Source organism: Pseudomonas syringae group sp. 247E2 (assembly GCF_032587795.1).
In the GTDB taxonomy this organism is placed as follows: domain Bacteria; phylum Pseudomonadota; class Gammaproteobacteria; order Pseudomonadales; family Pseudomonadaceae; genus Aquipseudomonas; species Aquipseudomonas amygdali.
Genome location: NZ_JAWHPK010000008.1, coordinates 40,748 through 55,595, shown reverse-complemented (window position 1 = coordinate 55,595; position 14,848 = coordinate 40,748). Strand labels below are relative to the sequence as shown.

Below are 14,848 nucleotides of genomic sequence, written 5' to 3'. Positions count from 1 at the left end.
TCCGATGCTGAAATTTGCTCTCGGACGGCAGCCTCTACTGCTTCAACGAGCCCAGCAGGGTTTGCAGAAAGCGCTCACCCGCGTTCATCTGGCTCTCCTCGATAAACTCGTCCGGCTTGTGTGCCTGCTCGATAGAGCCTGGCCCGCACACCACCACCGGCACGTTGAGCCGCCCGGCGAACAGACCCCCTTCAGTGCCATAGGAGACCTTGATGTGCTGAGTGCCCGGTTCGGCAAATGCGTGCAGCATGCGCACTGCTTCCACACTCGGATGAGTCTCCAGTGCCGGGTACTCGTTCATCACTTCTATTTCGATAGCGGCCACGCCCGACAATTGTTTCGCCTCGCGTACCAGCACTTCGGCGCGCTCGCGCAGTTGCTCCAGCAGCACGTCGGGATTGTCGCCCGGCAGGTTGCGGTATTCGAATTCCATGGTGCACAGGTTGGGCACAATGTTCAGCGCCTTACCGCCATCGATACGGCCGATGTGCACGGTGCTGTAAGGAATGTCGTAACCGTCGTCACGCGCGCCCTGCTGTTCGATCTGCTTCTGGCTCTTGCGCAGCTCGGCGATGAAATCGCTGGCCAGGTGAATCGCGTTGACCGCTCTTGGGGCCAGCGAGGAATGTGCCTCCTGGCCTCGACAGAAGGTGCGATAGGACGCCTTGCCCTTGTGACCGACAGCGAACTGCATCAGGGTCGGCTCGCCAACCACGCACAGGAACGGGCGTACCGGTGCCAGATGCAACACATCCAGCAGCCGCCGCACGCCGACACAGCCGATCTCTTCATCGTGGGACAGCGCCAGTTGCAGCGGACGGATCAGGGTCATGTCCGCGGCATCGAGCATCGCGTCGATGGCCAGGGCAATGAAACCCTTCATGTCGCAGGTGCCACGACCGTAGATGCGCCCGTCGCGCAGGGTCGCCTGAAATGGCGGCATCGTCCACGCCTGGCCAGCAGCAGGAACCACGTCGGTGTGGCCGGACAGCAGCACGCCGGGTACATCACGCGGGCCGGTGCTGGCGAACAGGTTGGCCTTCTTGCCGGTCTCGTCCTTGACGATCAACGACTCGATGCCCTTGCTGGCCAGCAGTTCACGGACGTATTCGATCAGTGCCATGTTCGGCTCCGAAGACACGGTGTCGAAGGCGATCAGGCGTTTGAGAATTTCCAGGGCGCGGGGGCTCATGAGGCTTTACTCGCTTTTTCGGTAACGATTTCAAAACGGCGAATGTCGAACGGGCTGATCGAGGTGCTGGTCTTACCGGTGCTGATCAGTTCAGCCATCACGTCGCCCACGCCCGGACCGAGCTGGAAGCCGTGACCGCAGAAGGCAAATGCATAGAACAGGCCATCGACCTTACCGCTGCGGCCCATCACCGGCAGCGAGTCCGGCGTGTAGCCTTCAATGCCGCTCCACACGCGGATGATGTTCAGGTTGCCGACACCGGGCAACAGCCGACGCATCTGCTGCACCTGATTAATGATGCTGCGCGGTTCGACGTAGGCGCGGCGGTTTACCATGTCCGGCTTGCTGCGAAAACCACCGCCGATGACGATGTTGCCACGCGCGATCTGCCGAAAGTAGATCACTTCGTGAGGGATTTTGGTAAACACGCCGATGACGGTCGGCAGCGCATAAGGCACCGGTTCGGTCACAGCCATCTGCGGGCCATTGGTTTCCAGCGGTACGGGCTCGCCAAACTGCGCGGAGAGTTTTTGCCCCCAGGCACCTGCGGTGATCAATAATTGATCGGCAGTAAAAATGCGCCCGTCAGTGGTGGTGACTTCAAATTCGTTACCGACCTTTTCCACGTGCGCCACTTCGGTACGCTCTTCGATGCGCGCCCCGGCACGAATCGCTGCGCGCGCAAAAGCCGGTGCAGCCAGACGTGGGTTGGCGTGGCCATCGTGCGGCGCGTAGGAGCCGCCCTTTACGTCCGGCCCGAGAAACCCGAAACGCTCGTGCAGTGCCTTGCCGCTGTAGATTTTCAGGTCCAGCTCACGGGCCTCCGGGGCCGCTGCATAAGCTTCCAGCTCAGCGATTTCATCCTCGCGATAGCAGACGCGCATGTGCCCGCTGGGCAGAAACTCCAGGTCTTCGCCGATCAGCTCAGGCAACCGCTGCCACAGTGCTCTGGAGCGGTTGGCCAGTTCCAGCTGACCGAGGTGCCGGCCTTGGCGCCGTACGTTGCCGAAGTTGACGCCGCTGGCGTACTGGCCGATCACGTCGCGCTCCAGCAGGGTCACCGACTTGCCGCGCTGACGCAGAAAGAACGCCGACGCCGAGCCCATGAAGCCGCCACCGACAATCAGCACATCCACTTTCGGTTGTTTCATGAGGCCACCTCGTCCACCAGCATCGACAGCGGTTTGACCGGTGCCTGCCCGCGCTGACGACCGACCTGCTCGACCGGCACACCGGCCTGGGCAGCGATTACTTCGGCACCGGCCTGCGAGCAATAACGGCCTTGGCAACGGCCCATGCCAACGCGACTGAAAGCCTTGGCGCGGTTGACTTCGCATGCGCCTTTTTCACGCACCACGCCGCGCAATTCACCGGCGCTGATCATCTCGCAGCGGCAGACAATCGCCTCATCGGGCAACGCAGCTGCCTGGGCAGCAGGCCAGGGAAACGCTTCGGTCAGCCCGACACGGAAGCGGTCCATGACCTGCAGATTCTTGCGCACCTCTTCGCGGCGCGAGTTATCCACAGGCCGGCCAAGATCGTCCAGCAACGCCATCGCCGCCAATCGCCCTGCCTGTTCGGCAGCATCGGCACCACGGATTTTTGCGCCGTCGCCCGCTGCATAAACGCCGTTCACCGAGGTGCGACCGTCTTCGTCGACCGCCAGCACCCATTGCCCGGACGCGTCGTCGAAACGCAGTTGGCATCCGGCCAGGTCAGCCAGTTGAGTTTCCGGGCGCAGGTGATAACCCAGCGCCAATGCATCGCAATCGACGGTCAGCGAGTTACCGTTGGCGAGCTTCACGCGCACGCCGGTCACACCGTCCTGCTCGCTGCCGATAATTTCTTCGGGCTGCACGCCCAGGTGCACCGGCACTTTAGCGCTGTACAACTGGGCCAGCAGTTTCATGCCGTTGAACAGCAAGCCAGGGCGCGCGAGCAATTTGGGCATCGCGCCGATGCGCTTGCTGAACGGCGAGGTGTCGAGCACAGCGGCCACATCGGCACCGGCTTTGACGTACTGGCTGGCGACCAGGTAAAGCAACGGTCCGCTACCCATGAACACCACCCGACTGCCGATGGACACCGACTGCGACTTGAGCGCGATCTGTGAGCCGCCCAGGCTGTAGGTGCCTGCCAGTTGCCAGCCCTTGATCGGCATCAGCCGGTCGGTGGCCCCGGCACACAGGATCAGTGCGTCGTATTCCACCACGGTATGAACGCCCTGGCTGGCACAGCACAGCTCGCCATGCGTGAGGTTCCAGGCCAGTGTGTCGGGGCGATAGTCGATTTGTGCGCGCAGGCGATCAAAGCTTTCGTGCAGGTCACGCGCCTTGGCTGCTTCGGTGCCATACAACGCTGAATAATCGCGCTTGAAGCCTTCTGGCTGACGGCGATAGATCTGCCCGCCGTCGCGCCGGTTTTCGTCGATCAGAATCGGTTTGATGCCCGCCGCCAGCAAGGTTTCGGCGCAACGGGTGCCCGCTGGGCCAGCGCCAATGATGACGACTCTCGGGCTGGCAGGGTTCTGAACGTCTAACCGTGAAGAAGTGGCCATTTCGCCTCCGGTTGGGTGGTGACGATATCGAGTCCGTCGCGGACTTCGTTGGAGCAGGCGCGCAGGCGCTCGCCGTTGCGGGTCCAGACCCAGCAATCCTGACAGGCGCCCATCAGGCAAAAACCGGCACGACGTCCGGAGTCGAACTCGGACTGGCGCAGCGTGGCTTTGCGGGTCAGCAACGCCACCATCAAGGTGTCGCCCTGCAATGCTTCTATGGGCGCGCCATCGACCATCAGGCTCACAACCGGGCGATCACGTTCGCCCAGTCTCACAAAACGGCCACTCATGCGTAGGCTCCCACGGTCACAGGATTAAGGTTTTCTTGCACGGCCTGCAGCTCGTCGCTGTCGCGATGGCAGAGGATTTCGCTGCCGCCTGCGATCATGCGACGGCTCGGGGCAGTCTTGTTGCACAGGCCTTCGACACGGGCCGGGCAACGGTTGAGAAAGGTGCACAGCTCGGGGTTGTTGGCCGGGGCGCTGATGGGTGGCAGCTTGCCGCTGGTCACACCACAGGTTTCCAGCCAGCCCTGACGCAGTTCTGGCACTGAGTGCACCAGCAGGTCGGTGTACGGATGGAATGGCACACGGCTGAACGCTTCGCGGCTGCCCTCTTCGACCTTGTGGCCGCTGTACATCACCACAATGTCGTCGCACAACGCGCGGACGGTGGAAATGTCATGGCTGATGAACAGGTAGGAAACACCCAGCTTGCGGCGCAGTTCGCCGAGCAGTTCAAGGATGCACGCGCCCACCACGGTATCCAGCGCCGAGGTCACTTCATCACAGAGGATCAGGTCCGGCTTGGCCGCCAACGCGCGGGCCAGGTTGACGCGTTGTTTCTGCCCGCCCGACAGTTCGTTGGGGCGCCGCTCTGCCAGTTCACGGGGCAGGCGCACCAGGTCCATCAGTTCGTCGATGCGATCGCGCAGGGCTTTGCCCTTCAGGCCGAAATACATCTTCAGCGGGCGCGCCAGAATTGCGCTGATGCTGTGCATCGGGTTGAGCGCGGTGTCGGCGTTCTGGAACACCATCTGGATGCGCCGAAATTGCTCTTCGGTGCGTCCCGCCAAGGTGCCGGACAAGTCGGCACCGTCGAATGTCAGGCTGCCGTGCGCCGGGTCCAGAAGACCGGCGACCACACGGGCCAGGGTCGACTTGCCCGAGCCGGACTCACCGATCACGCCAATGGCCTGGCCACGGCGAATGGTCAGGTCGATGTCTTCCAGCACGCGAATCATCGGCATGCCTTGCAGGTTCTTTTTGCCGTAGCCAGCAGTCAGGCCCCTGATGGTCAGCAACGTGCTGTCCTTGACCACCTCGCTGGCCGGTTTCAGTACTTTGTCGGGCCGCGCCGCTGCCAGCAGGCTGCGGGTGTAGGCGTCTTCCGGGCCTTTGAGCAGCGCCGCAGTGCTGCTCTGCTCGATAATCCGCCCGCCATTGAGCACCACGATCTGATCAGCCATCTGCGCCACGACGGCAAGGTCGTGAGAGACATAGACTGCCGTCGCACCGCGCTCGCGCACCACCCGCTTGAAGGCGCGCAGCACGTCGATCTGCGTGGTGACGTCCAGCGCCGTGGTCGGCTCGTCGAGGATCACCAGCAAAGGGTCGCTGATCAGCGCCATGGCTGCCATCACGCGCTGCAACTGACCGCCCGAAACCTGATGCGGGTAACGCTGGCCGATGCTTTCCGGGTTGGGCAAGGCCAGGTCGCGGAACAGTTCTACGGCCTTGGCTTGCAGGTCTGCACGACTGCCCAGACCATGAATCAGCGCGCCTTCGATAACCTGATCAATAAGTTTTTTTGCCGGGTTGAAAGCCGCCGCGGCACTTTGCGCAATGTAGGAAACACGGTTGCCGCGCAGGCCCTGCAACTGGCTTTCGGGCAGGCTGAGCATGTCGTGCTCGCCCACCTGAACCACACCGCCGGCCAGTTTGCAGCCGCGTCTGGCATACCCCAACAGGGCCAGCGCAATAGTCGTCTTGCCCGAGCCGGACTCGCCAATCAACGCCAGCACTTCGCCTTTTTCCAGCGCGAAGCTGACGCCTTTGACGATCTCCAGCTCGCCCTGATCGCCATCGGCAACCACGCGCAGGTCTTGCACACGAATCAACTGGCTCATTTTCAATGCCCTCCCGAGCGGCGACCGCGCCGTGAGGCGAGCCGGTCGATGAACAGGTTGACACCGATGGTCAGCGTGCCGATGGCCAGCGCAGGTATCACGATGGCCGGCGCGCCTTGACTCAGTCCGCCGATGTTCTCGCGTACCAGCGAGCCAAGGTCGGCATCGGGCGGCTGCACACCAAGCCCCAGAAAGCTCATGCCGCTGAGCAGTAACACGATGAAGCCAAAACGCAGCCCCAGGTCGGTCATGACCGGGTTGAGCATGTTCGGCAGAATTTCCCGGCAGGCAATGTAGATACGACCCTCGCCGCGTGTGCGCGCCACTTGCACGTATTCCAGCGCTTCGATATTCACCGCCAGGCTGCGCGCGATACGAAACGCTCCCGGCGTGTAGCTCAATACCGCCGTACAGATCAGCAGCACCTCGGACGAGCCGAACGCCGAGACCATGATCAGCGCCAGCATTTTGCTGGGGATCGAGATGAACGCGTCCATCAGGCGACTGATGATTTCGTCCAGCCATTTTGGCGCGACCACTGACAACAGCGCGCAAAGCGTGCCGATGCCGCTCGCCAGCACCGCCGAAATCAGCGCCAGGCCCACCGTGAAGCGCGCGCCGACCAGCACCCGGCTGAGCATGTCGCGGCCCAGGTAATCAGTGCCGAACGGATAAAGCGCGCTCATGTTTTCAAACATGTTGTCGGAAACCACTTCGCCGACAGCATGCGGCGCAAGCCAAGGACCGAACAGCGCGACCATCAGCCAGATGAAGCACACCGTTGCGCCCAGCAGGCCAAGCCATGAGGTGGGGCGGGACGCTTTTTTGCGCAGCACCGGTGCCGGCGCTTCAGGCGTCGATTTCGCAATGAATTGAGTCATTGGGTTCTCAGCCTCGGATTGGAAAGAATTGCACACAGGTCGGCCATCAGCACCAGACCCAGGTAAGCGGAGCAGAACAGCATGGTGCAGCCTTGAACCAACGCCATGTCACGGTTGGTTACAGCGTCGACCATCAGGCTGGCGATGCCGGGATAGTTGAAGATGGTTTCAACGATAACCACCCCACCCAGCAGGTAGGAAAGGCTCAGCGCCACCGCGTTGACGATGGGCCCGATAGCGTTGGGCAAGGCGTGGCGCAGCACGATACGCACCGGGCTGACGCCCTTGAGGCGGGCCATTTCCACATACGGGCTGTCCAGTTGGTCGATGACCGCAGCGCGGGTCATGCGCGCCATTTGCGCCACGATCACGCAGCACAGCGTCATCACCGGCAACGCGTAAGTGCGCATGAACTGCCACGGCGAGCTGACGTCACCGCCATACGACAACGCCGATAGCCAGCCCAGGTTAACGGCGAAAATCAGCACCGCCAGGGTTGCCACCAGAAATTCGGGCACCGCCACCAGTGTCAGCGTGATGAAACTCAGCGCACCATCAAGGCGGCTGCCGCGGTACATCGCTGCGCCAATGCCCAGTGCCAGCGCTAGCGGTACCGAGACCAGCGCGGTGGTTGCCGACAGCATCAGGGTTTTCGGAAAGCGCCCGGCAATCAGCTCGGACACCGGCATCGCGTTGGACACTGACTCACCGAAGTTGCCGCCGAGCAGGTTGGTCAACCAATGCAGATAACGCACCACACCTGGCTGATCCAGGCCCAGCTTTGTACGCAATGCGGCGACCTGTTCAGGCGTCGCGAATTGCCCAAGGGCCTGTTGTGCCGCGTCTCCAGGCAACACCGCCGTAATGGCGAAGACCACGATGGAAACGATCAACAACGTCACGATCGCCGCGCCGAAGCGCTGCACGATCAACCAGAGTGTGTTGCTATTCATCTGCATCCTCCTGCTCGGTTCAGCGTTGCATTTACGCGTCCAGCCAAACCTGCTCGCTGAACATGTAGCCCATGAAGCCGCCCAGCGGGTTGCTGGAATAGCCCTGAACGCGCTTGTCCACGCCGTCGATGTTGCTGATGAACACGGGGATGCCGATGCCGCAGTTCTGGCTTACCAGGGTCTGCATGTCGCCGTACATTTTGGCGCGCTTGGCGTCGTCGGTTTCCCCGCGGGCCAGCAGCAGCAACTGGTCGAACTGATCGTTTTTCCAGCCGGATTCGTTCCACGGTGCCGAGGACTGGAAGAACTGCGAGAAGATCACGTCGGCGTTCGGTCGCGGGTTGATGTTGCCGAAGCTCAGCGGGTGCTTCATCCAGTGGTTGGACCAGTAGCCATCGCTCGGCAGGCGGTTGACGTTGAGCGTCAGCCCGGCCTGTTTGGCCGACTGTTGCAGCAGCACGGCGATGTCCACCGAACCGGTCGCAGCAGGCGATGCCGCTACGGCCATGGTGATTTTTTCCATGCCGGCTTTCTTGAGCAGGAATTTGGCCTTTTCCGGGTCATAGGCGCGTTGCGGCAGGTCAGCGTTGAAGTAGCGCGAGCCGGGCGCAATCGGGTGGTCGTTACCGACGCGGGCATAGCCACGGAACACTGCCGATTTGACCTGCTCACGGTCCAGCAGGTACTTCATGGCCTCGGTGAATTCCGGGCTCTTGCCGGGCATCTGGTCCTGGCGAATGATCAGGTCGGTGTAGTTGCCGGACGGCGCATCCACAACGCGGTGCTTGGCGCTGGCCGCGATGCGTGTGGTCGAACGCGGGTTGACCTCGTTGATCATGTGCACGTCGCCGGACAGCAGCGCGTTGACCCGCGACGGCTCGTCGGCAATGGCAATGAATTCGATCTCGTCCAGGTACGGCAGGCCTGGCTTCCAGTAGTTAGGGTTGCGCGCACTGACCGAGCGCACGCCAGGGTTGAATTCCTTGACGGTGAACGGGCCGGTACCGATGCCCTTGCTGAAATCAGTGGTGCCTTCGGGCACGATCAGCAGGTGCGAAACCGCGAGGATCGATGGCAATTCGGCGTTTGGCGAGCTGAGGGTGATCTGTACTTCCAGCGGGCCGGTGGCCTTGATCTCGGAAAACTGCGCCATCAGCGGCAGCACTTTCGAGCCGGTGGCCGGGTCCTTGTGGCGCGACAGGGAGAACACCACGTCGCCAGCGGTCAATGCCTTGCCGTTGTGGAAGGTCACGCCCTGGCGCAGGGTTACGGTCCAGACCGTGGCGTTGTCGCTTTCGATCTTTTCGGCCAGCTCCATGTGCGGAACCAGATGGCTGTCGAAACGGGTCAGACCGTTGTAGAACATGAAATGGCGAACGTAGTCGGTAGACAGCGCGCCTTTGGCCGGATCAAGTGTGTCAGCGGTGGAGCTGGACATGCCCGCTACACGAATGCGCCCGCCTGGCTTGCCTTTGACAGGCGCATCGGCGTCATCGGCAAAAACCTTGCCCGCTGCACCGAACAGGCTGGTGGAGCCCGCCGCAACCACACCTGCAACACCCAGCATACGCAGCGCATCGCGCCGCGACAGACCACGATTGAGACCTTCGAAAACACGCAGGCTGTCTTGGCCTGTGATCAGCTGGGAGTCGGTTTTTTTGTCAGCCATATCAGTTCTACCTGTCGAAAAGGGGAAATTCCGAGTTGCTCACGGTTGGCCGGAGCGTCCTTCAAGCACACACGACGGTTAAACAAAAACTCAGTGGCGGCTGTCCTGATAGCGGTAATACGCGCCTACCAGCGGCAGAAACCACGGCTTGCCGAAGTGGCCGGGAATGGCTGGCCAGTTCAGGTCTTTCCAGGGATTGGCCAACGCCTTGCCTTCCATGACCTCAGCCATCACCCTCCCCATGTGCACAGACATCTGCACACCATGGCCGCTGTAGCCCATCGAGTAGAAGACGCCGTTGTGTTCGCCTGCACGCGGCAGACGGTCGGACGTCATGTCCACCAGTCCGCCCCAGCAGTAGTCGACCTTGACGTGCGCCAGTTGCGGAAACATCTGCGCCATCGCCGCTTGCAGCACCTTGCCGCTCTTGGCATCGGAACTGCTATTGGACATGGCGAAGCGTGCCCGCCCGCCGAACAGCAGGCGGTTGTCCGGGGTCAGACGGAAATAGTTGCCGATCAAACGGCTGGTCACGTAAGCGCGCTGGTTGGGAAACAGCTGGTCAATCAGCGCCTGCGGCAACACTTCGGTAACGATGACGAAACTGCCGACCGGCACGATGCGTCGGCGATACCAGCCCAACCCGCCGTGCTGGCAGGCACCGGTCGCCAGTAACACCTGCCCGGCCTGAATGGAGCCTTTCGAGGTGTTGACTACGAAGCCGCCACGGTTGGCTTTCCAGTCCTTCACCGTGGCACCCTGATACACCTTTGCGCCGTGGCGCACGGCTGCATCGGCCAGGCCCAGGCCGAAACGGCCAACGTGCATCTGCACACCGTTGCGCTGCAAAAGGCCGCCGTGGAATTCGTTTGAATCGATTTCGCCGCGCACATCCTCAGCGGACAGCAACTCTACGTCGGCATCCACCTCACGACGAATCAGCTCGCAGGTACGCGCCAGTCCTTCGTAATGTCCTGGCTTGGCCGCCAGCTTGAGCTTGCCGTTACGCTTGATGTCGCAGGCGATGTTTTCCTGCTCGATCACCGTGACCACGCTCTGCACCGCACTTTCATAAGCCTTGTAATACTCGCGGGCCTGATCGGCCCCCAGGGTTGCGCTCAACGATGCGTAGTCCTGAGCCACACCGGTATTGCACTGTCCGCCGTTGCGGCCCGACGCTTCGCCGATCACCCGGCCAGCCTCCAGAACCACCACGCTGGCACCTTTCAAGGCCAATGCACGCGCCGCCGCAAGACCGGTGAAACCGCCACCGACCACCACAACGTCAGCCTGCCCCTCCACTGCGCCGTCCTGCGCGCCGGTAAAGTCTGGAGCCGTATCGAGCCAGTAAGACTCACTGCGCATTCTGTTCCCCTTGTCACTCATAGAAGAGCACCTTGAAAAAATGCCGGTGTTGCGCGAGTTGTCCGGTTTAGAGGCCGACCAGCCCGGCCAGCCCGCCAATGTCCGGGATCTGGTGGTATTCGTAGAAGCTGTTGGCTGGCTGTTCATGACCGCGAGCCACGAATGCCTTGTTCTTGATTTTCATGTCGTGTGCGGAAAACAGGTCGTAACGGAAGCTTGAAGACACATGCAAGATGTCTTCCGGGCCGCAACCCAGGTTGTCGAGCATGAACTCGAACGCAGCCAGACGTGGCTTGTAGACCTTGGCCTGGTCAGCGGTGAACACCTTGTGGAACGGCGCGCCGAGCTTTTCGACGTTGGACATGATCTGGCTGTCGCTGGCGTTGGAGAAAATCACCAACGGGATCTTGTCGGCGATTTTCGACAGACCGGCGGGCACATCGGCGTGTGGGCCCCAGGTCGGCACGGCGTCGTAATACAGCTGGCCTTCTTCGCGGTATTCAACGTTCCAGCGCTTGCAGGTGCGAGCCAGTGCAACCTTGAGAATTTCGTCGTACGGCATCCAGTCACCCATGACCTGATCCAGACGATACGCCGAAAAATCCTTGACGAACTGATCCATCTGTTCGGCCGGTACGCGGTCGGCGAAGAGCTCGCGCGTCATGGTGCCCATGTGGAAATTGGTCAACGTGCCGTAGCAGTCGAACGTAATGAATTTTGGTCGAAGAAAGCTCATTGTGTGCGGTCCTGAAAGTTCGTTGAGGTCATGGCATGACGAGCAATCCGGCCTCATTTCCAAGGGCGGTGATGCACGCTGCAGCACAACCTCATTACAACACCGTGAAATCAGCATATGGCGTTAAAAGTGATGGCTGCTTGATAGAAACCACCGTTTTGAGGTGCGCGCTCAGCAGACTTTGCGGGGCGCTCCAGCCTTGGGCAGAGCCCGGTTTTCGGCGCTTTTTTGACCCTTTTCAGGGCGCTCGGGCTCAAGCACGCGGGTTTGCACCGCAGAAACTGCGCCGCGCCAGTGATCTGCGAGCAGCAAATTCCGGCGGCTATATAAAGAGCCTGAAACCGAAGAAAAACCACAAGCATTTGCTGCCGGGTGCCCACCCGATTTAAGCAGTAACTGTGGTCTGGCGAACGGCGGTTTGTGGAATCTGCCGAATGCTTGCAGACCTCTTGTCAGCGCCCGCATCAGGTGGGATACAGCAAGCTTGCCGCAGCCTTTATTTTGCCGGTGCATCCTTCTGGACGGAGACACGTCATGCTCGCTCAGCAACGCCTCGACTTTGAATTTCGCCCCATGACCGCAGCCGATGTCGGTAACGCTCATGAGTTATCCATTGCCCTGAAGTGGCCGCATCGACTGGAAGACTGGGCCATGCTGCAACGAGTCGCGCAAGGCTTTGTTGCAGTACACAACGGTCGCTTGATCGGCAGTGCCTTCGCCTGCCATCAGGGCGAGTTTTCCACTATCGGTCTGGTGATTGTCAGCGACGACTATCAAGGCAAGGGCATTGGCCGCAAATTGATGGAGCTTGCTGTCGGCTGCGTGCCGCCACGCACCGCCATCCTCAATGCAACACTTGCTGGCGCACCGCTGTACGAGAAAATGGGCTTCGTCAGTTTTGGTGAGGTTCAACAGCGTCAGGGGCAGGCACAACTGCCTGACACAACCGCATTGAAAGCACAGGAAAGCAGTCGCGCGTTGAGCGAGGCTGACCATGCTCGCGTGCTGGAACTGGCCAATGCCGGTTCGGGTATGGACCGTTCGGTAACGCTGGGCGATGTGCTCAATAACCTTGAGCACGCAGTCGGCATCGAACGCGATGGCCAGTTGCAGGCTTTTGCCCTGTTGCGCCCGTTCGGCCGTGGCCTGTGCATCGGCCCTGTCGTCGCCCAGACGGTGGAACAGGCCAGGCACATGATCGAGCAACTGCTGGGCAAAGTGCCTTACGCCTTTGTACGCATTGACATCCCGACCGACTGCGGCCTGGCCGACTGGCTGGACGAAGCCGGCCTCAAGCGTGTCGATAGCGTGACCTGCATGAGCATGGGCGCAGTTCCGCAAGCCAGCCAGGGCGTGCGCCAGTTTGCGCTGATTACCCAGGCGATCGGCTGATCGCCCGGAAAAACATCATCGTGCCAATGCTCTGCGCTCAGCGTTACACAAAAGTGCGGATGAGCTCTAAAAGCGGGGCTGAAACCGCAGTGGCAGGCTGGGCAGAAACCTGCAGTGGGAGCGAACTTGTTCGCGAAGACGGTAATTCAGGCGATATATTTTCGAAGAATATACCGGCCCTTTCGCGAACGAGCGAAGCGTCGCCCGGTCCGCTCCCACAAGAGTTGGGTATAACGCCAAGCGCACCGCGTTGGAACGATCATCGATGAATCATAAATTCTCATCCAGGAGCCCAACCCAATGCCCCACCCCACAGTCCTGCTATTGGCCCGCGCTGACCTCAGCCCGGTAGATACCGAATTCACCACCGGCCCCATTGATGCGCATGACCCGTTCGACAGTGGCCGCCGCACTGCATTTGTCGATGAACAGGGTATTGCGGCTGGCATCGTTGAATTGGGTACGGCGCTCTCGATAGAGGCCTACCCCTACACCGAAATGCTGGTGATGCATCGCGGCAGCGTCACGCTGACCTCTGGCACCGGCAGCATCACCATCAGCACCGGCGAAAGTGCCGTGATCGGTCGTGGCACGCAAGTACGTATCGAAGCGCAACCGGACAGCCTCTGGGCGTTCTGCGTATCCACTCAGGCCAATGGCCCCGACAAACCCGGCATTACCGCTCTGGACCGCCTCGCCATGCTCACACCGTCCTCACCGCCAGACCCGGCGATCATGATCAGCGCGCTGCCGCAGTGCCGCAGCAACAACCTGTTTGAAGACACCGCAAGCACTTTGCGCATCGGCGTCTGGGACTCCACACCCTACGAGCGCATCTCGCGCCCGCACAAAATCCATGAGCTGATGAACCTGATCGAAGGCAGCGTAGTATTGAGCCTGGAAAACGGCCCTAGCCTGACCGTGAACACAGGCGACATCGTATTCGTCGCCCAGGGCGCGCCTTGCAAATGGACCAGCACGGGGTATGTGCGCAAGTTTTATGCAGTGACGTGAAGAAAGCTATTGCGCCCTTCAGTCTTGCAGGGCGCAATATACTTACATGTTTAGCTCTCGCCAGCGCAGTTAATCCAATGCAGCGCTAAAAGACAAGAATAAAAAATATCTTTCGCCAATGCGCCAAGAATCAGAAGTTTCCTACTTGCCTTCCGTGTCGCTTGTGTTAAAAAACAATAACTAATTTCAGCAAGTTAAAATTTGCTCCTGACGGGCCCATCAAGGCATTCATGCGCTTTATGCATCGCTTAACCTTTATCTATCATGTTGACTGGAGATACTTTATCTGATCGACGCATTCACTGTGCGCACGACTTACTAACCCTCCGCGATACTCTATAAGCTGAACGATCCGTATGGGCACGAACGACCGCTACCCCGTTTCGTCTCGCGTTTACCTTATTCAAAATCAATATGAAATTACTCATTTAACTCAAGGATTATTCCCTATGAAAACCAACAAGACCTTATTGGCTTCCCTTGCTTTTGCAACACTGTGCACCAGCGTTACGGCGCAAGCGGGACCCCCGGTCACTGTGACGTTCAAGAATCTTGGAACGGAGGTGGCGGAGTATAAGCCGGTCACTCGCAACGAAATGTCGACTCGGCTTAATGCCAGAACGGCTATTGCTCCGAAAGTCCAAATTGGAGATTCAAATGTTTACTCGGTGCAAAGCACTCTCTCGCCGGATACCAGCTACGCCAGTGTTCGCTACGTCATGGGTTCCAAGGTTTGCGTATTCTCGACCACCTTCATAAAGCTTCCCGGTGCAGGCGGGGCCAAGGTGCCGAAATGGAACCGGACTGCAAACTCTGAAGGCGGCGCAGTCTGCACGGCGACGTCTCGCGCCACCAATCTCTCCACCTACGCGTGGGCTGCTGAATTCACCATGAAATAAGCCCCCGGAGCGTGCGTGTCGCATTTTGATACGCACGCTTTTCAGCGGAAAACTAAAGCGGT

The 14,848-nt window shown here is 60.3% G+C and carries 14 protein-coding genes; 3 read left to right on the top strand and 11 right to left on the bottom strand.

All coding sequences use genetic code 11. The features are described from left to right. Positions 1 to 34: 34 nt before the first annotated feature. The 11 genes from argE to RYC18_RS07555 all read right to left on the bottom strand — a co-directional run bounded on the left by argE (position 35) and on the right by RYC18_RS07555 (position 12,084). Positions 35 to 1,192, bottom strand: coding sequence for an acetylornithine deacetylase (argE, locus tag RYC18_RS07605; protein WP_316884820.1), 1,158 nt, complete (start codon positions 1,190 to 1,192; stop codon positions 35 to 37). Beyond that, positions 1,189 to 2,343 (bottom strand): FAD-binding oxidoreductase, encoded by a 1,155-nt coding sequence (locus tag RYC18_RS07600; protein WP_316884817.1) that lies wholly within the window; start codon positions 2,341 to 2,343, stop codon positions 1,189 to 1,191. The genes argE and RYC18_RS07600 overlap by 4 nt, the downstream gene beginning before the upstream one ends. Beyond that, positions 2,340 to 3,749 (bottom strand): NAD(P)/FAD-dependent oxidoreductase, encoded by a 1,410-nt coding sequence (locus tag RYC18_RS07595; protein ID WP_004663167.1) that lies wholly within the window; start codon positions 3,747 to 3,749, stop codon positions 2,340 to 2,342. The genes RYC18_RS07600 and RYC18_RS07595 overlap by 4 nt, the downstream gene beginning before the upstream one ends. Then, positions 3,728 to 4,039 carry a (2Fe-2S)-binding protein gene (locus RYC18_RS07590; RefSeq protein ID WP_002555955.1) on the bottom strand — a complete coding sequence of 104 codons (312 nt, stop codon included), beginning with the start codon at positions 4,037 to 4,039 and terminating at the stop codon, positions 3,728 to 3,730. Before RYC18_RS07590 ends, RYC18_RS07595 begins: the two co-directional genes overlap by 22 nt. Then, positions 4,036 to 5,877 carry an ABC transporter ATP-binding protein gene (locus RYC18_RS07585; RefSeq protein ID WP_044295764.1) on the bottom strand — a complete coding sequence of 614 codons (1,842 nt, stop codon included), beginning with the start codon at positions 5,875 to 5,877 and terminating at the stop codon, positions 4,036 to 4,038. Before RYC18_RS07585 ends, RYC18_RS07590 begins: the two co-directional genes overlap by 4 nt. 2 nt (positions 5,878 to 5,879) lie before the next feature. Further along, positions 5,880 to 6,758, bottom strand: coding sequence for an ABC transporter permease (locus tag RYC18_RS07580; protein WP_004659576.1), 879 nt, complete (start codon positions 6,756 to 6,758; stop codon positions 5,880 to 5,882). Beyond that, entirely contained in the window at positions 6,755 to 7,711 is a 957-nt protein-coding gene (locus RYC18_RS07575) for an ABC transporter permease (protein ID WP_002555958.1), read from the bottom strand. The genes RYC18_RS07580 and RYC18_RS07575 overlap by 4 nt, the downstream gene beginning before the upstream one ends. A gap of 31 nt (positions 7,712 to 7,742) precedes the next feature. Next, the gene (locus tag RYC18_RS07570; protein ID WP_010193869.1) at positions 7,743 to 9,380 is read right to left on the bottom strand and encodes an ABC transporter substrate-binding protein; all 1,638 of its coding nucleotides are present in this window, start codon (positions 9,378 to 9,380) and stop codon (positions 7,743 to 7,745) included. A 90-nt stretch (positions 9,381 to 9,470) separates the two neighbouring features. After that, the gene (locus RYC18_RS07565; RefSeq protein ID WP_005745726.1) at positions 9,471 to 10,745 is read right to left on the bottom strand and encodes an NAD(P)/FAD-dependent oxidoreductase; all 1,275 of its coding nucleotides are present in this window, start codon (positions 10,743 to 10,745) and stop codon (positions 9,471 to 9,473) included. Between the two features lie 67 nt (positions 10,746 to 10,812). After that, positions 10,813 to 11,481, bottom strand: coding sequence for a haloacid dehalogenase type II (locus tag RYC18_RS07560; RefSeq protein WP_002555961.1), 669 nt, complete (start codon positions 11,479 to 11,481; stop codon positions 10,813 to 10,815). 171 nt (positions 11,482 to 11,652) lie between these two features. Further along, a complete protein-coding gene (locus tag RYC18_RS07555; protein ID WP_183134533.1) occupies positions 11,653 to 12,084 on the bottom strand; it encodes a hypothetical protein in 432 nt (143 codons plus the stop codon). On the opposite strand from RYC18_RS07555, the gene RYC18_RS07550 reads away from it, so the two are divergent. The 3 genes from RYC18_RS07550 to RYC18_RS07540 all read left to right on the top strand — a co-directional run bounded on the left by RYC18_RS07550 (position 12,016) and on the right by RYC18_RS07540 (position 14,786). Beyond that, positions 12,016 to 12,873, top strand: coding sequence for a GNAT family N-acetyltransferase (locus RYC18_RS07550; RefSeq protein WP_057405252.1), 858 nt, complete (start codon positions 12,016 to 12,018; stop codon positions 12,871 to 12,873). The two genes, RYC18_RS07555 and RYC18_RS07550, sit on opposite strands and share 69 nt — an antisense overlap. Before the next feature lie 300 nt (positions 12,874 to 13,173). Continuing rightward, a complete protein-coding gene (locus RYC18_RS07545) occupies positions 13,174 to 13,887 on the top strand; it encodes a cupin domain-containing protein (protein ID WP_316884797.1) in 714 nt (237 codons plus the stop codon). Positions 13,888 to 14,336: 449 nt separating this feature from the next. Next, positions 14,337 to 14,786, top strand: coding sequence for a hypothetical protein (locus tag RYC18_RS07540; protein ID WP_316884795.1), 450 nt, complete (start codon positions 14,337 to 14,339; stop codon positions 14,784 to 14,786). The last annotated feature ends 62 nt before the right edge of the window (positions 14,787 to 14,848 follow it).